Genomic DNA, 16,854 nt, shown 5'->3' on the forward strand with positions numbered 1-16,854 from the left:
CTAAACAAGTGGGGCCTTGTGTGTAAATAATGGCTCCATTTTTTTATTGCTTTTTCAGCTCTTTTGTAATATAATATAACATGATATCTATTCATCACTTCATTATGATAAAGTAATGAAAGGAAGTAAAAAATGAGCAAGAAATTTGTAGATTACTACCCCCCAACATCTGAGATGTTAGAAGAGATAAGAGAAAAGACCCTTTCTCTATTTAAAAAGTTTGGGTACAAAATAGTGGAACCATCGACTTTTGAGGATTATGAGAAGTCAAAAAGTTTAAATGGGAACAACACCATAAAATTTATGGACAGTGACGGAGCAGTACTTGCTTTAAGAAATGAATTTACTCCAAAGGTTGCAGAGATTGCTGCTAAGCTTCAAACAAATGTTTATCCGCTCAAATATTGTTACTTTGGTAGAGCATATCAATTCATTCAGCAAGAAGCTGGAGATTTAAGAGAGTTTTTTCAAGCAGGGATAGAAAATTTTAATATATCTGATAGTTTTTATATAGACTTAGAGGTATTAGTACTTGCGGTAGAAAGTCTACGTGAACTCGGTGTGAATGGTTTTACAATAGATGTGGGTGAAGTAAATTTTTTCAAAGGAATTGCTAAAGACTGTGGAATTGATGAGGCTTCATCAGAAGTGCTCTGTAGGCTTGTTGACAAGAAGGACTATATAGGGATTGAAAACTTTTTGATTCGAAAAGGTATTTCCCAAAAGGTGATAGATGTTTTTAGGAGCCTAACAAGACTTTATGGTAGAGAAGATAAGATAAAAGAGGCTAAAAAGTTTGCAAACAACGAGATATCTAAATTGGCGATAGAGAGACTGAGCGAGATATATAACAACATAGTGAAACTGGGTTATCAAAGGTATATTACTATTGACTTTGGAATGGTTAAACATCTGAACTATTATACTGGCATCATATTTTCTGGGTATCTACCACAGCTTGGTTATCCTGTCCTAAATGGTGGAAGGTATGATAATTTGTGTGAAGTATTTGGTAAAAAACTGAATGCCATTGGATTTGCAATTGGTGCAGATAGAATTTTAGAGTGGAAACTAAAAAATGCTCAAAGAAGGGAAAGACAATACGACAGCCTTGTTTTATATAAGGAAGGGCACTTTGAAACGGCATTAAAACTGCTTCTTAATACAGACAATGAAAAACAGAAGATTTACTTTTATACAGTGCCTGCAAAAATAGAAGAAGCCTTTCTTATTAGCAAAGCTATGAAAGTTGAAAAATTCATGTATGTAGATGAAGAAGGTGTAAAAACATATGTTTTGGAGGATTTAGAATGATCACTATCGCGTTGCCAAAGGGAAGATTAGCCCAGCAAACAGTTGAACTTTTGAAAAGAGCATCACTTGTAGACATTGAAATATCTGAGGAAAGCAGAAAATTGATCATGGAAGACGCTCAAAATTCTCTGCGTTTTCTCATGGTAAAACCTTTTGACGTACCCACTTATGTGGAATATGGAGTTGCAGATGTTGGTGTTGTGGGTAAAGATGTTCTACTTGAAATGAATAAGAGAGTGTACGAACTTTTAGATTTAAAGATTGGGAAATGTTTTGTAGCCTTGGCAGGGCCTAAAGGGATGAGCAAACTGTTTTTAGAAAAGCCTGATAAAACAATTGCAACCAAATTTCCAAACATTGCCAAGGAATATTTTGAAAATGTTAGAGGAGAAGATGTAAAGATAATAAAACTCAACGGCTCGGTTGAACTTGCTCCTATTTTGGGGCTTTCAGACATGATAGTAGATATTGTGGAAAGTGGTAGGACTTTAAAAGAAAATGGACTTGAAGTGTATGAAAAGCTATACGACATCAGTGCTCGGCTTATTGCAAACAGGGCAAGTCTAAAATTGAAAACTCAGATAGAAGATATTATAAATCGTTTGGAAAGGATGGTTGAAGAGTGAGAATATTGAATAGTAAGCAACAGGTTGAAAACTACATAGAAATGGCTCAGATAAGAAAATGGGAAAACGAGGAAGAAATTGAACAAAAGGTTCGCAGAATAATCTCTGATGTAAAAGATAAAAAAGATGAAGCGTTGCTTTACTACACCCGGCTTTTTGATTGTGAGGGTATTTGCTTGGATGAGCTGCAAGTAAGCCAAGAAGAAATTGAAAGAGCATATTTTGAATGTGAAAGAGAAGATAAGGATTTCATAGATGCTTTGAACACTGCCTATAAGAATATCTATGAGTATCACATGAAACAAAAAGAGGAAAGCTGGTTTTATATAAAAAATGGATCGGTTCTTGGTCAGATCATAAAGCCTCTTGAAAAAGTAGGGATTTATGTTCCGGGAGGGAAAGGTGCGTACCCTTCAACAGTTTTGATGAATTCAGTTCCTGCAAAGGTTGCAGGCGTAGAGAAGATAATAATGGTAAGTCCACCTGACAAGAACAAGAGCATCAGCAAATACACTTTGGCAGCAGCAAAAATTTGTGGGATTGATGAGATTTATAGAGTAGGAGGGGCTCAAGCAGTTGCAGCACTTGCGTTTGGGACGCAGATTATACCCAAGGTAGATAAGATTGTGGGACCAGGAAATATCTATGTAGCAACTGCTAAAAAGTTGTTGTTTGGATATGTAGATATTGACTCAGTAGCAGGACCAAGTGAAGTCATGGTTATTGCAGACGAGTCTGCAAATCCGAAATACATTGCTGCAGATTTGCTGTCACAGGCGGAACATGATCCAATGGCAAGGTGTATTTTAGTAACAACATCTTTGCAGGTGGCTCAAAAGGTTTCTGAGAGTGTTGAGAAGATGCTTGCAATCTTTGAAAACTCAGTTGCTTTGGAAGCTATAGAAAAAAACGGTGTGATAATAGTTGTTGAAAGTCTTTTTGAAGCTGCTGAGATTGCCAATATAATTGCACCTGAACACTTAGAGATTTGTTGCAATGATACAGAGGAAGTTTTGCTTAAAATTAAAAACGCTGGTGCAATTTTTATAGGTGAATATTCTCCTGAGCCTATTGGTGATTATATCGCAGGACCAAATCATGTGCTGCCAACGTCTGGCACAGCAAGTTTCTTCTCTCCCCTTGGGGTTTATGATTTTGTCAAAAGGATGAGTTTAATAAAATATTCAAAAGAACAGTTTTTTTTAGATGCTCAACATGCAATAAACATAGCGCAAAAAGAAGGTTTCCTCTTTCATGCAAATTCGTTGAAGGTGAGGTTGGAAGATGTTTAAAAAAAGATTAGAAAATTTTTCAAACTATACAACGCCCCAAATAGAATGTTTGGTCAAAGCGGATGCCAACGAAAATCTTCTTGAACTTCCTGAAGAGTTAAAAAATATAATTTTGGACACCTTGAAAAATAGCATGTTTGATTTGCGTTTTTATCCAGAAATCAATTCTCAACCACTTAAAGAAGCTTTAGCAAGGTTTTACAGTTTGAAAAGTGAAAATTTTATTGTAGGAAATGGATCGGATCAGATAATTCAGCTTATTATTCAAGCATGCTGTGAGGAGAATGACCAGATATTTTTTCTATATCCTTCGTTTACGATGTATAGAATAACTGCTGACCTTTTTGGAGTTGGGTCCTGTTTTTTTGATATTACTCCCCACTGGGAAATTGATGTTGAAAAGGTGATTGATAAGATAAGAGTGAATGAGAGAATAAAAGTAATATTTATTGATACTCCAAATAATCCAACCGGGATTGTATGGAGCACTGAAAATTTAAAGGCTGTTGTGGAAGCATTTCCTTCAAAGCTTGTGGTAATTGACAATGCTTACGGTGAATACAGCAATATTGACTATATAGAGTTTGCAAGAAGATACAATAACACAATAATTATTAAAACCTTTTCTAAAATAGGTTTTGCGGGTATAAGATGTGGTTATGGCATTGCAAATGAAAATATTATAAAAAACCTTCACAAAGTAAAACCGCCCTATAATGTCAATGTATTAACACAGCACATCGCTATCAAGGTTCTTGAAAATTTCGAGAAGCTAAAAAATAACATCCAGCTCATAAAAGATGAAAGAGATAAGATGATACAAAAACTTAAAGAATATTACTTTGTTATTCGGTCTGAAGCAAACTTTGTAACAGTTGTAGATGAGTATGCCGACAAAATATTTGAATATCTTATTGCAAACAAAATTCTTGTAAAAAAATTCGAGGTAGGGGAAAAAAAACTTTTAAGAATTACATTGGGCAAGCCTCAAGATAATGATATAATAATAGAAAATCTCATTCGATTTAAAAAGGAGAACGCAAAAGATGGGTCAAAGAGTGGCTGAAGTTCAGAGAAAGACAAAAGAGACAGATATTAAGCTAATTCTCAATATTGATGGAAATGGTGATTATAAAATCTCAACAGGGATAGGCTTTTTTGACCACATGCTTCAGCTATTTTCTCATCACGGGAAATTTGACATTCAACTTGAAGCCAAAGGTGATATATATATTGACGACCATCACACCATAGAAGATGTTGGAATAGTTTTGGGGCAGGCTTTTTTAAAGGCTTTGTCAGATAAAAGAGGTATAAAAAGATATGCGCATGTTATTCTTCCCATGGATGAAGCACTTGTAATGGTGGCAGTGGATATCTCAGGAAGGCCTTATTTGGCGTTTGATGTAGATTTTAAGCTACCAAAGCTTGGGGATATGACTTCTCAGATGGTTGTAGAGTTTTTCAAAGCTTTTGTTTGGTCTTCTAAAACCACAGTTCATATAAAGAAACTGAGTGGTGAGAATGACCATCATGTATGCGAGGCCATTTTTAAAGCTGTTGGGAGAACCTTAAAAGAGGCTTGTACAATAATCGATGATAGAATTCCATCCTCAAAAGGAGTGTTATAAGTTGTGAAAAAGATTTGTATTGTGGACTATGGTATGGGGAACTTGAGAAGTGTACAAAAAGCATTTGAATACATAGGCTTTGAAGCTTTTGTTACGTCAAGCAAAGACGAAATTGAAAAAGCTGAAGCGATTGTTTTGCCGGGTGTAGGAGCATTTGATGTCGCTATTTTTAATCTTGAAAGATTTAGGCTTGTTGACGTATTAAGAAAAAAAATAAAAGAGTCTTTATTTTTAGGTATATGCTTAGGTTATCAGCTTTTGTACGAATTTAGCGAAGAAGGCAGTTGTGAGGGTTTAAAAATTTTGAAGGGAGATGTCAAAAAGTTTTCTCAAAAAGAGAATATCAAGATTCCTCACATGGGATGGAACAGGATAAAAGTTAAAGGAAATTCAAAGCTTTTAAAGGGTGTGGATAACCAGTTTGTCTATTTTGTTCACTCATATTATGTAGAAAATAAAGACAAATCGATAGTATCTTCTGTTTGTGAGCATGGTATTGAGTTTGACTCTTCAATAGAAGTTGGCAATATATTTGCTACTCAGTTTCATCCTGAAAAAAGTGGGGAAGTAGGACTGCAAATACTTAAGAACTTTGGAGGTTTGTTATGATTGTTATACCTGCAATAGACATTATAGATGGAAAGTGTGTAAGACTTACACAGGGGGATTATAACCAGGTTCAACTGTTCAATTTAGATCCGGTTGAGCAGGCAAAATTTTTTGAAAAAAGTGGTGCTAAATACATCCATGTTGTTGATCTGGATGGAGCAAAAACAGGAAAACCAGTGAATTTTGAAGTTATAAAAAAGATAAAAATATCTACATGTTTGACAGTTGAATGTGGTGGAGGCATTAGGGATAAGGCTACAGTTGAACTTTACCTTTCTTCAGGAATTGATTATATCATTTTTGGTTCTGTTATTTTTAAAAATCCTGATTTTGTAAATGAAGTTATAAATCTGTTTGGTAAAGAAAGATTTATTGCTTCTCTTGATTTTAAAGATGGTTTTGTAAAACTTTCTGGATGGCAGGAAGCAACAACAATTACCATTGAAGAAGGGATTACAACAATAACAAATTTAGGATTTGAGAGGCTTATTTACACAGATATAACTACTGATGGAATGCTAAGAGGGCATAACTTCGAAGCTGCAAAATATATTCGGAAACTTTTTAATGGGTTTTTAACAGCATCAGGTGGGATTTCATCAACAGAAGATATTGTAAGACTTAAAAGTATAGGGGTTGATGCGGCAATTGTAGGAAAGGCTCTTTATACAGGTCAGCTCAAGTTAGAGGAGATAATTAATATACTATAAAATTTCAAAAAGGAGAAGGAGAAAAGTGGTTGCAAAGAGAATAATTCCCTGTCTTGATGTCAACAGAGGAAGGGTTGTTAAAGGTATAAACTTTATCAATCTTGTTGATGCTGGTGACCCTGTCGAGAGTGCTCAAGAGTATAATCAGCTCGGTGCTGATGAGCTGGTATTTTTAGATATTACAGCGTCACATGAAGAAAGAAATATAATGATAGAAGTTGTAAAGAATGTGGCTGAAAAAGTTTTTATTCCTTTTACAGTAGGTGGCGGAATAAGAAATTTAGATGACATTAGAAATTTGCTTTTGGCTGGGGCTGATAAGGTTTCGATTAACTCTGCAGCAGTTAAAAACCCCGATCTTGTAAATGAAGCTGCAAAGGTTTTTGGTTCGCAGTGTATTGTGGTGGCAATTGATGCAAAGAGACATAATGATGGTTTTCATGTTTATATAAACGGCGGAAGAGTTGATACGGGACTTGACGCTGTAAAATGGGCAAAAGAAGTTGAAATGAGAGGGGCAGGAGAAATATTACTTACTTCGATGGACAGAGATGGGACAAAAGCAGGATATGATTTAGAGCTTTTAGAGGCTATATGTAGTAGCGTGAACATTCCTGTCATTGCCTCAGGTGGAGCAGGCAGGCCAGAACATTTTTTGGAGGCTTTCAAGGCTGGAGCAGAAGCTGCTTTGGCTGCTTCTATATTTCATTTTGGAGAGATTTTAATTGAAGATTTAAAAAATTACTTAAAAAATCACGGTATTGAGGTGAGGATATAAAATGATAGATATTTCACAATTGAAGTTTGACCAAAATGGACTTATACCTGTTATTGTTCAAGATAGTTCAACAGGCAAAGTACTTATGCTGGCGTACATGAACAGGGAAGCTTTGGAACTTACAATTCAGACAGGATACATGCATTATTTTAGCCGAAGCAGAAACAAGATATGGAAAAAAGGAGAGACTTCAGGCAATGTCCAAAAACTGAAAAATTTGTTTTTGGATTGTGATGGTGACACTTTGCTTGCAATTGTCGAGCAGACAGGGGTGGCGTGTCACACAGGAAACGAAACATGTTTTTTCACTACTTTAGAAGGTAATGGAGAAAAGATTGCAACTGATATTATCTTTTCATTGATGGAAACAATTAATGATAGAAAGCAAAATTATGTAGAAGGTTCATATACCTGTTATTTATTTGAAAAAGGACTTGATAAGATAGTTAAGAAGATTGGCGAGGAGGCAACAGAGGTAGTAATTGGAGCAAAGAATGGTCAAAAAGAAGAGATTATCTATGAAATATCTGATTTGATGTATCACTTGAGTGTTTTGCTGGCGTATTTTAACCTCGACTGGCCAGATATTTTCAAAAGTTTGAAGGAGAGAATGAAATAATGTTTTTTAGCATTTTTCAGTTGTTTAAAATTTGAAAAATATTGTATAATATAAATTGTTGAAGTTTTCTATATTTCTTAAAGAGGAGGGGTTTAAAAATGCAAAGATTTGCAGTGGTTATGGCAGGTGGTGGCGGTACAAGGTTTTGGCCTTTGTCACGAAGCTCATCGCCAAAACAATTTTTAAACCTCTCTGGAAATGACATTTTGATAAATGAAACAATTGATAGGATATCAAAGGTCATCCCTAAGGAAAATATCTTTATTGTTACCAACATAAATCAAAAAGAGATGATAGAAAAGGTTCTTGATGAAGAGATAGATAGAAACAACATCATTTATGAACCAATTGGAAGAAACACAGCAGCTTGTATTTTATATGCTGCACTTAAAATTAAAAAGATACATGAAGATGGAATAATGTGTGTATTTCCATCTGACCACTATATTAAAGATAATGATGGATTTGCTGAAGTAATAAATACCTGTATTGAAATTGCTGAAAAGCATGATAAACTTATAACAATTGGAATAAACCCCACTTTTCCTTCGACTGGTTATGGTTATATAAAGTTTGACAGAGATTCCAGTGATAAATATGAGAAAAAAGCTTACGAGGTTTTAGAATTTGTTGAAAAGCCATCATTTGACAGAGCAAAAGCGTATATAAAAAGTGGTAATTACTTGTGGAATAGTGGGATGTTTGTATGGAAGATAGACACAATTATTCAAAACTTCAATAGATTCTTGCCCAGAATCTACAATAGGTTTTATTCTATATATGAGTATCTTTGGACAGACCAAGAGTTTGAGAAAATAGAGGAAATATATCCATCTCTTCAGGATATATCTATTGACTATGGAATAATGGAAAGAACTGACGAGGTAGTAGTGGTACCCGGTGATTTTGGCTGGAACGACGTAGGGTCATGGGATTCACTTGGTGCAATATTTCCGCCAGATGATGATGGTAACATTGTGAAAGCTTTGCATGTTGGGATTGATACGCGTGACTGCATAATTTATGGAAATAACCGACTTATCGCCACAATTAATGTGTCTGATGTAATTATTGCTGAAACAGAAGATGCAGTTCTTGTTTGTTCAAAAAACAGAGCACAGGATGTTAAAAAGATTGTTGAAATGCTCAAAGAACGAAAGCTGGATAAGTTTATTTAATCTTTTTTGTTAATTTATTATTTTAAGAAGGGCGGTCTTATATGTCTGACAGTGCCAAGAAAATTACTAAAGCAACTTTTTTTGTTATCGTTGCAACTATACTGTCAAAATTGTTTGGATTTTTGCGTGAGGTTGTTTTAGGTGCTTTCTACGGGACAAGTTATAAATTGGACTCTTTAATTGCAGCCCAGCTGTTGCCGGGCGTTTTTTTTGCAAGTATTTTAGCTTCTTTTTCTACTACCTTTATCCCTATATACAATGAAATATTAGTAAAAGAGAACAAAGAGAAAGCAAGCAGATTTGCAAGCAAGTCCCTTTTTTTAATTGTCTTAGCTGCGCTTGTAGTGGCGGTGATAGGTTCTATCTTTTCACCGTTTATAGTTGAAATGATATTTAGGGGATTTGATAGATCTACAAAACAGTTGACCTGGCAGCTGATGAGAATCACATTTTTTTATATAATTTTTTTAGGCGCTAACTATATCTTGCAAGGATTTCTTCAGTCTAATGAAAATTTTGTGGTGCCTGTACTTGTAGGACTACCATTCAATGTAATTATCATCTTTTCAGCCTTTTTAAAGAAAGAATTTGACATTTATGGTGTTGCTGTTGCATTTGTACTTGGATACTTTTCGATGGTATTGTTTCAAATACCATTTGCAGAAAAAAAAGGGTTTAAGTTTAAATTAGATTTTAACCTACGTGACCCGTATATAAATAAACTCTTTAAACTTGTTCTGCCCGTATTTATCGGTTCGTCGGTGATGTCGCTTAATTCTTTTGTTGACAGGTACTTAGCTTCATTTTTACCTGAGGGAAGTATTTCAGCTTTGAATTTTGCAGATAAACTCAATGGAGTAGTTTATGGTATATTTAGTGGTTCAATCTCGGCTGTAATTTATCCGTATTTATCACGATTTTTTTCAAGTGAAAAGAAAGAAGAGTTCAAAAAATACTTAGTACTTTCTATAAATTCTCTCATATTAATTATGGTGCCAATTACAGCTACAGTTTTGGTGTTATCACGCGAAATTGTTCAGTTTGTATATGAAAGAGGAGCGTTTGACAGCCGTTCAACTTATCTGACAAGTGGTGCGCTTATGTTTTTTTCTTTGGGGTATTTAGGATATGCGGTGAGAGAAATTCTTAGTAGGACTTTTTATTCGATTCAGGATACTCTCACACCTATGAAAAATGGTATTTTTGCTGTAGTAATTAATATAATTTTAAATATTGTGCTTGTTAAATTTTTAAAACACAGAGGTTTAGCACTGGGTACCAGCATTGTTGCTTATGTGTCAGTGTTTTTGCTTATGCGTAGTTTATTTAAAAAGATAGGAAAGATTGAACTAAAAAGCTCCTTGGTAGTATTCATAAAAGCCTTGTTTGCTTCTTTTGTAATGGCTATTAGTATTATTTTTGCAAAAAATCTGATACAAGTAAAAACGCCTGTGACGTTTATAACTAAGGTAATCAATCTTTCGATTTGGGGATTTTGTGGAGTAATTTCATATAGTACAGTAATTTATTTATTGAAAATAAAAGAGGCCCAATGGGTATTGGAAAATTCAATAAAAGTGATTAAAAAGGTTAGAGGATTAGCTGCAAAATAATAACATCCAAAAACCTACCAAATTTGCTACCAACTTTGGTGAGCTTTCCGACTTCTACAAAACCAAATGATTTGTGTAGATGCAAACTCATACAGTTTTCAGCGCACACTTTTGCAATTATGTTTGCAGCCCCTGTGTCTTTAGCTCTTTTTATTAAAAATTTTAAAATCTGCTTGCCAATCCCTCTGCCCCTATACAATGGATGTATGTATATAGTGTCTTCAACTGTGATTGAATAAGCTTCTTTCTCTGAGAACGGGGAGAGATAACCATAACCCAATATAGTGGAATTTTCTTCTGCTACATAAATAGGGTACCTGTGACTGTGGCTATCGAACAATTTCAAAAAATCCTCTTACTTTTTTTCTCCTTTTATCAAAATATTTTTTGGGAGTGAACGAAGATTACTAAAAAAGAAAAAGCAAACTATGTGATAAAAGAACTTTTAAAGATTTATCCACAGCCAAAGTGTACTTTAAATTATAATAAACCATATGAGCTTTTAATTGCAACCATTTTAGCAGCACAGAGTACAGACGAGCGTGTAAATAAGATTACAGCTGAGCTTTTCAAAAAATATCCTACGCTTGAAAGTTTTGCAGAGGCAGACCTTTCTGAGCTTGAGAATGATATAAAGCCTGTTGGGTTTTATAAAAACAAAGCTAAAAGTATAAAAGAGACTGCAAGAATCTTAGTTGAAAAATATAATGGTACGTTGCCAACTACTATTGAAGAACTTGTAAAACTTAAAGGAGTTGGGAGAAAGACAGCAAATGTAATAATGGCAAATATCTATGGAATACCTTCCATAATAGTTGACACTCACTGTATGAGACTTTCAAACAGGCTTGGACTTGTAAATAGTAAAGATGCAACAAAGATAGAGCTTGAGCTGAGAGATATTGTAGAGCCTCAGTTGTACACTATATTTAGCAATTTGATGGTTTACCATGGGCGAGCAGTTTGCAAGGCAATAAAACCAAAATGTGAAGTGTGTACTATAAAAGATGTTTGTAAGTATTTCAAGGCCCGAAAATAGAAGGGCCTATTTTTTTGTATTTTTACTGCCAAAGTGGTGAAAAATAAGTAAATAGAAAAAACGGTCTCAATCTTTGAAAGGGAGAATTGAAAAAGTGAAGGTAGGAGTTCCAAATAGTTTTTGCTATGCTGGAATGGAAAACTTTTTTATAAGAGTTATACCAGAAGTCTTAGAAGATTCTCAAATAATCTTTTCAGGCAAGACAACAAAAGAAATCGTAGAATATGGTCTTAAAAATAGTTGTGATGAACTCTGTATTCCCGTAAAAATCTTTATTGGACATGTAGAGTATTTGATAAAACAAAACCAGGTAGATGCCTTGTTTTTACCACGCCTTGTGTCTGTATTGCCAGGCACCTATTCATGTCCCAAAATTATTGGTATTCCGGATATCATAAAATCTAATTATCATGGGATTGAATTGGTGGTACCTGAGATAAATTTAAGAAAAAAGCGGAAAATAATGTCGGAAGAAAGTATGAAAAATGAACAACTTTTTGATTTTCCTATGGCCAAGATAGCTAAAACCAAAAATATAATGGTATTGGCTCATAGCTATGTTATTTTTGATGAATTTCTAAACAAAGGTATATTGGAAACTATAAAAAACGCAGGCTACAATCCTATTTATCCCGCATACTATCGTTTTAATTCTTTTTATATTTCCTCTGATTTGCCGAAAGAATTCTTCTGGTCCTCTGCTAGGGACATCTACAATTATTTTGAGTGGGCAAGAAATAGTACAAATGTTGATGGAGTAATATACCTTATGACATTTGGATGTGGAATTGACTCTATTTTGCAAGAATTAATAATGAAAAAATGTAATAAAATTGGACTACCTTATCTTTGTATAACTGTGGACGAGCATTGTGCTGGTGTGGGGATACAAACAAGAATAGAAGCGTATTTAGATATGATTGAATGGAGGAGTAATAGAAATGAAAAAAGTTGCCTTCCCGCACATGGGTAATCTTTTTGTTATTGCTAAGGCTCTTTTTGAAGAACTTGGATTTGAAGTGGTCATTCCTCCATATAACAACAAAAGCGCTCTTGAAATTGGAAAGAGACTTTCGCCCGAATGTATTTGCCTGCCTTTTAAATTGAACATGGGGAATTTCATCCAAGCAATTGAAATGGGCGCAGACACCATTGTAATTTTTGGTGGCTGTGGACCATGTAGATTTGGATACTATGGTGCACTTGAAAAGGAGATTATCAAAGATTTGGGCTATGATGTGGAGATGATAGTCATTGAACCTCTTTTTTATGGTCTTAGGAATTTTTTGGAGCAGGTGAGTAAGATATTTGCAAGAAAAAATATAGCCAGTGTATTAAAGAGAGTGTATAGGTTAGCCAAAAAGGTAGATGGAATTGAGAAAAAAGTACATTTTTTAAGACCAAGGGAAATGGTTAAGGGAAGCGTAGATAAAATATATGAAAGGTTCAGAAAGGAAGCACTAAAAGTTTGCGGAATTGATCAAATGGAAAGATTGGTTGATACCACGAATGTTTTGCTTGACAACTTGTACATTGTAAATGAGAAGGTCAGAAAAATAGGAATTGTAGGAGAGATATACACCATTATTGATAGTTTTTCAAGCTTGAACATTGAAAAAATACTTGGTGATATGGGATGCGAGGTTGAACGAAATCTTTATATTTCCCAGTGGATTGATACACATCTAATATATCCAATATTTAAAAGAAAAGATCCAATTATTAAGAGATATTCTAAAGGTATAATGCCAGCTTTAATTGGAGGCCACGCAAGAGAGACTATTTCTTATGCCAAATACTTTGCAGCCCAGAAATATGATGGAATATTGCATATTTTTCCTCTCACATGTATGCCAGAAATAATAGCAAAATCAGTATTAAATGGTATCAAAAATCAAATTAATATTCCTATCCTACACGTTGTAGTAGACGAGGTTGACAGTGACGTAGGTATCAAAACACGTTTAGAAGCTTTTTTAGACTTAATCGAAGCAAGGAGTGATAACGTTGAGCAAAGACTTCTTTCTTGGGATTGACATTGGTTCTGTTAGTACTAATGTAGTATTGCTTGACCAAAGTGACAGAATTATTGAAAGCATGTATCTCAGAACCCAAGGAAAGCCTATTGAAATTTTACAAAAGGCTCTTGGCGCATTGTACGAAAAGTATGGAGATAGCTTGAGGATAAAAGGAGTTGGAACTACAGGGTCAGGAAGGCATTTAGCATCGCTGGTGGTAGGAGCAGACATTGTAAAAAATGAGATAACTGCTCATGCAAAGGCTGCAATCTTTTTTGTACCTGATGTAAGAACTATAATTGAAATAGGTGGACAAGATTCGAAAATAATCTTAATAAAAGATAGAATTGTTATTGATTTTGCTATGAATACAATCTGTGCTGCGGGAACAGGTTCTTTTTTGGATAGACAAGCAGAGAGACTTAATATTCCGATTGAAAAGTTTGGTGAAATAGCAATAAAATCACAAAATCCTGTAAGAATAGCTGGCAGGTGTGCTGTGTTTGCTGAGTCAGACATGATTCACAAACAGCAGCTTGGACATCCTTGTGAAGATATTCTTTTTGGGCTGTGTTTAGCTATGGCGAGAAACTATCTTGCCAATTTGGCGAAAGGGAAAAGCTTGGAAAGTCCAATACTGTTCCAGGGCGGTGTTGCGGCAAATATAGCAATGAAAAAGGCTTTTGAGCAACTTCTTGGAACACAAATTATAGTTCCAAAATACTACAATGTTATGGGAGCAATAGGTATTGCCCTGCTGGCAAAGGAGAGGACAAAAGGTCTTATCACCAAATTCAGGGGTTTTGAAAGCATCAATGGTTGCAAGTTTGAGACAAAAGGATTTGAGTGTCGGGATTGTTCAAATTATTGCGAGGTTGTTGGTTTTTATAGTAATGGCAATTTAGTGGCAAGGTGGGGTGATAAATGCCAAAAATACTCATCTAACAGGAATTATCATATTGAAAACTCTAAAAATCTGTGATATATTTAAATTAGAAATAGCAAAACAAAGCTATGGCAGGAACTCTGCCGTGTGCGTTACAAGATGGTGAAGTTCCAGGCCAACACCATCAAAAAAGGGAATCCGGAGTCCAATAGTGGCGCATAGGCTTCCCACCCAAGTATATCTTGGGTGACAAACAGGAAGTAATGCAAAGCTATTGGCAGGATACCCACCTGCTGAGGCAGGGTCTGGGAAACTCCCTGAGGACGGCATGGTGGAGTTCCTGACATGTAAAGAAGAAAGACCCAAAACCAAAAAGGGTCTTTATTTTTTTTGAAAGGGGAGAATTTGAATATTGATAGGTCCAGAAGATATTTTCCAAAGAACTATGATGCTAATTGGAGAAGATAAGATTGAAAAACTGTCAAAGGCAAAAGTAGCAGTGTGTGGGCTTGGTGGAGTTGGAAGTTTTGCGTTTGAAGCTCTTGTTCGCTGTGGAGTAGGAAATTTTGTTATTGTTGACAAAGATAGAGTTGTTCCCTCTAATTTGAACCGCCAACTAATAGCAACTATGCCGAGTATAGGAAGATATAAAGTGGAGATTGCACGTGAAAGGGCAGTTGAAATAAACCCTTTTGTGAAAATAGAAATAATACCTAAGAAAGTTACATCCGAGAATATTTATGAGATTTTTGAGAATGTGAATTTGGATTATATAGTAGATGCAATAGATGATATTGGGGCAAAGGTTGCACTTATCAAATTTTCTTCAAAAGAGAACATAAAAATAATAAGTTGTATGGGTATGGGCAACAGGATAAATCCTTTGCTTGTAAAAGTTTCTGATATATATTCTACACGTTATTGTCCGCTTGCTAAAAAACTTAGAAGTATTCTGAGAAAAGAAAATATTAAGAGTTTAAAGGTTGTATACTCTGAGGAAAAACCATCAAAACCCGATTATAGATATTTAAAAGAAAAGTCAGAAAAAAAGCATGTTCCAGCAAGTATTTCGTTTGTTCCACCTGTTGCAGGATTTATTATGGCTTATGAGGTGGTAAAGGACCTGGTTTTTGGTGATTAATTTTGATATACAAAAATAATCTTTTTTGTGTTAAAATATTCAAAAAGGTCTTAAGAGAATCTGGAGGGAAAAATGAATACATACAAATTTGCAAGGGCTTTTAGGGGTTTTAAACCAAGTTCTGTGATAGAGTATTTAAATAATTTGGAGATGACCTATGAAAAAGAAATAAAAGAGAAACAGGAAAAGATTGAAGAGCTCCAGAAAGAAAATGAGGAGTTAAAGAATACTTTGAAAAAGCTTGAGGAAGAGCTTTCAAAGTTGAACGAGCAAAAAATAAAAATTGCTGAGCTTCTCATAATTGCTCAGGAAAAGGCAGAGAGTATCGTATCAAAAGCAATTGAAGAGGGAGAAAACAAAAAGAGAGCTCTTCTTGCTGAAATTGAGGAGCATGAAAAGCTTCTTCAAAATTTAAAAGACGAAATAAAGCGAATAAAAGGAGAACTTCAATCCTTCATTTCTAAATTTGATGAGAAAGCTATAGGTAGCTCTCAACCTGAACTTCAAGAAGAGAGTAGCATTATGTAAAAAGTATGCTACTCTAATTTTTTCATATTATTACTGTCATTTTCATAAATTTACCTTAGAACAAACTTTGTAGAATGAATAATGATAAAAGTTTTTAACATTTCCAAAATTATAAGGCTGGTCTTACTCGCAATTCTTATTTTGCTCATAATAAACACTATTTTTATCTATTCAAGGCTAACTGTAGAGGTTGTAACTCTAAAAAAGCTTCTACCAATCTACTGTGTTAACAGGGATGACAAGAAAATAGCTCTAACATTTGATGCTGCATGGGGAAACGACGATACAAAAGAACTGCTTAGTATACTCAAAAGATTCAATGCAAAAGCTACTTTTTTCCTTGTAGGTTTTTGGGTAGAAAAATATCCCGAAGATGTAAAGAATATCTTCAGTCAAGGGCATGAAATAGGAAGCCATTCTGACAAACATCTTCACATGTCAAGATTATCTGAAGCTGAGATAATTAGAGATATTAAAAGCTGTGAAGAAAAAATTATAAAGATTATTCACAAAAAACCAGTGGTTTTCAGACCTCCATATGGAGATTACAATAATACTTTAATAAGAACTCTTTCTTCCTTGGGATATTATGTTATTCAGTGGGATGTTGATTCACTTGATTGGAAAGATTTATCTGCCCAAGAGATTGCACAGAGAGTATTGAAGAGAGTAAAAAGCGGCTCTATTGTATTGTTTCATAATAATGCCGAAAATACTAAATTTGCTCTGCCGATTATACTCAGTAGTCTTTCCAAGCAAGGGTATCAATTTGTAACAGTATCAGAACTAATATATAAAGATGGTTATTATATTGACCACCAAGGTGTTCAGAGAAAAATAGAAAGGTGATTTAATAATTGAAAAAAGAATGG

19 protein-coding genes and 1 other RNA gene are annotated in these 16,854 nt (G+C 34.6%); 19 read left to right on the plus strand and 1 reads right to left on the minus strand.

Annotated elements, in window-relative coordinates; all coding sequences use genetic code 11:
- The first annotated feature begins 132 nt into the window (after positions 1-132).
- From COB47_RS05425 to murJ, 11 genes are all read left to right on the plus strand, one after another.
- Positions 133-1,314 carry an ATP phosphoribosyltransferase regulatory subunit gene (locus COB47_RS05425; RefSeq protein WP_013290373.1) on the plus strand — a complete coding sequence of 394 codons (1,182 nt, stop codon included), beginning with the start codon at positions 133-135 and terminating at the stop codon, positions 1,312-1,314.
- The gene (gene hisG / locus COB47_RS05430) at positions 1,311-1,940 is read left to right on the plus strand and encodes an ATP phosphoribosyltransferase (RefSeq protein ID WP_013290374.1); all 630 of its coding nucleotides are present in this window, start codon (positions 1,311-1,313) and stop codon (positions 1,938-1,940) included. The genes COB47_RS05425 and hisG overlap by 4 nt, the downstream gene beginning before the upstream one ends.
- Entirely contained in the window at positions 1,937-3,232 is a 1,296-nt protein-coding gene (gene hisD / locus COB47_RS05435; RefSeq protein ID WP_013290375.1) for a histidinol dehydrogenase, read from the plus strand. Before hisG ends, hisD begins: the two co-directional genes overlap by 4 nt.
- Positions 3,225-4,298 carry a histidinol-phosphate transaminase gene (hisC, locus tag COB47_RS05440; RefSeq protein WP_013290376.1) on the plus strand — a complete coding sequence of 358 codons (1,074 nt, stop codon included), beginning with the start codon at positions 3,225-3,227 and terminating at the stop codon, positions 4,296-4,298. Before hisD ends, hisC begins: the two co-directional genes overlap by 8 nt.
- Positions 4,279-4,863 (plus strand): imidazoleglycerol-phosphate dehydratase HisB, encoded by a 585-nt coding sequence (hisB, locus tag COB47_RS05445; RefSeq protein WP_013290377.1) that lies wholly within the window; start codon positions 4,279-4,281, stop codon positions 4,861-4,863. Before hisC ends, hisB begins: the two co-directional genes overlap by 20 nt.
- Before the next feature lie 3 nt (positions 4,864-4,866).
- Positions 4,867-5,472 carry an imidazole glycerol phosphate synthase subunit HisH gene (gene hisH, locus COB47_RS05450; RefSeq protein ID WP_013290378.1) on the plus strand — a complete coding sequence of 202 codons (606 nt, stop codon included), beginning with the start codon at positions 4,867-4,869 and terminating at the stop codon, positions 5,470-5,472.
- Positions 5,469-6,182: a 1-(5-phosphoribosyl)-5-[(5-phosphoribosylamino)methylideneamino]imidazole-4-carboxamide isomerase gene (gene hisA, locus COB47_RS05455; protein ID WP_013290379.1), complete on the plus strand. Its 714-nt coding sequence runs from the start codon at positions 5,469-5,471 to the stop codon at positions 6,180-6,182. The genes hisH and hisA overlap by 4 nt, the downstream gene beginning before the upstream one ends.
- 25 nt (positions 6,183-6,207) lie before the next feature.
- Positions 6,208-6,960: an imidazole glycerol phosphate synthase subunit HisF gene (gene hisF, locus COB47_RS05460; RefSeq protein WP_013290380.1), complete on the plus strand. Its 753-nt coding sequence runs from the start codon at positions 6,208-6,210 to the stop codon at positions 6,958-6,960.
- A 1-nt stretch (position 6,961) separates the two neighbouring features.
- Positions 6,962-7,579 (plus strand): bifunctional phosphoribosyl-AMP cyclohydrolase/phosphoribosyl-ATP diphosphatase HisIE, encoded by a 618-nt coding sequence (gene hisIE / locus COB47_RS05465; protein ID WP_013290381.1) that lies wholly within the window; start codon positions 6,962-6,964, stop codon positions 7,577-7,579.
- 98 nt (positions 7,580-7,677) lie between these two features.
- Positions 7,678-8,757, plus strand: coding sequence for a mannose-1-phosphate guanylyltransferase (locus tag COB47_RS05470; protein WP_013290382.1), 1,080 nt, complete (start codon positions 7,678-7,680; stop codon positions 8,755-8,757).
- Between the two features lie 41 nt (positions 8,758-8,798).
- Complete coding sequence (gene murJ, locus COB47_RS05475; RefSeq protein WP_013290383.1) at positions 8,799-10,370, plus strand: murein biosynthesis integral membrane protein MurJ; 1,572 nt, start codon at positions 8,799-8,801, stop codon at positions 10,368-10,370.
- Here murJ and COB47_RS05480 read toward each other — a convergent pair.
- A complete protein-coding gene (locus tag COB47_RS05480) occupies positions 10,348-10,716 on the minus strand; it encodes a GNAT family N-acetyltransferase (RefSeq protein ID WP_013290384.1) in 369 nt (122 codons plus the stop codon). The genes murJ and COB47_RS05480 overlap by 23 nt on opposite strands.
- Before the next feature lie 57 nt (positions 10,717-10,773).
- On the opposite strand from COB47_RS05480, the gene nth reads away from it, so the two are divergent.
- The 8 genes from nth to COB47_RS05515 all read left to right on the plus strand — a co-directional run bounded on the left by nth (position 10,774) and on the right by COB47_RS05515 (position 16,831).
- Positions 10,774-11,409, plus strand: a complete 636-nt coding sequence (gene nth / locus COB47_RS05485) for an endonuclease III (RefSeq protein WP_041742436.1) — start codon at positions 10,774-10,776, stop codon at positions 11,407-11,409.
- A 94-nt stretch (positions 11,410-11,503) separates the two neighbouring features.
- On the plus strand, positions 11,504-12,382 hold the full coding sequence (locus COB47_RS05490) for an acyl-CoA dehydratase activase-related protein (RefSeq protein WP_013290386.1): 879 nt from the start codon (positions 11,504-11,506) through the stop codon (positions 12,380-12,382).
- Positions 12,351-13,445 carry an acyl-CoA dehydratase activase-related protein gene (locus COB47_RS05495; RefSeq protein WP_013290387.1) on the plus strand — a complete coding sequence of 365 codons (1,095 nt, stop codon included), beginning with the start codon at positions 12,351-12,353 and terminating at the stop codon, positions 13,443-13,445. Before COB47_RS05490 ends, COB47_RS05495 begins: the two co-directional genes overlap by 32 nt.
- Positions 13,417-14,409 carry an acyl-CoA dehydratase activase gene (locus COB47_RS05500; RefSeq protein WP_013290388.1) on the plus strand — a complete coding sequence of 331 codons (993 nt, stop codon included), beginning with the start codon at positions 13,417-13,419 and terminating at the stop codon, positions 14,407-14,409. Before COB47_RS05495 ends, COB47_RS05500 begins: the two co-directional genes overlap by 29 nt.
- A gap of 38 nt (positions 14,410-14,447) precedes the next feature.
- Positions 14,448-14,655: non-coding RNA, 6S RNA (ssrS, locus tag COB47_RS11940), on the plus strand.
- Between the two features lie 70 nt (positions 14,656-14,725).
- Positions 14,726-15,454: a tRNA threonylcarbamoyladenosine dehydratase gene (locus COB47_RS05505; protein ID WP_013290389.1), complete on the plus strand. Its 729-nt coding sequence runs from the start codon at positions 14,726-14,728 to the stop codon at positions 15,452-15,454.
- Between the two features lie 72 nt (positions 15,455-15,526).
- Positions 15,527-15,982: a DivIVA domain-containing protein gene (locus COB47_RS05510; protein ID WP_013290390.1), complete on the plus strand. Its 456-nt coding sequence runs from the start codon at positions 15,527-15,529 to the stop codon at positions 15,980-15,982.
- An 81-nt stretch (positions 15,983-16,063) separates the two neighbouring features.
- Positions 16,064-16,831: a polysaccharide deacetylase family protein gene (locus COB47_RS05515; RefSeq protein ID WP_013290391.1), complete on the plus strand. Its 768-nt coding sequence runs from the start codon at positions 16,064-16,066 to the stop codon at positions 16,829-16,831.
- The last annotated feature ends 23 nt before the right edge of the window (positions 16,832-16,854 follow it).

This window comes from Caldicellulosiruptor obsidiansis OB47 (assembly GCF_000145215.1).
Taxonomy (GTDB): domain Bacteria; phylum Bacillota; class Thermoanaerobacteria; order Caldicellulosiruptorales; family Caldicellulosiruptoraceae; genus Caldicellulosiruptor; species Caldicellulosiruptor obsidiansis.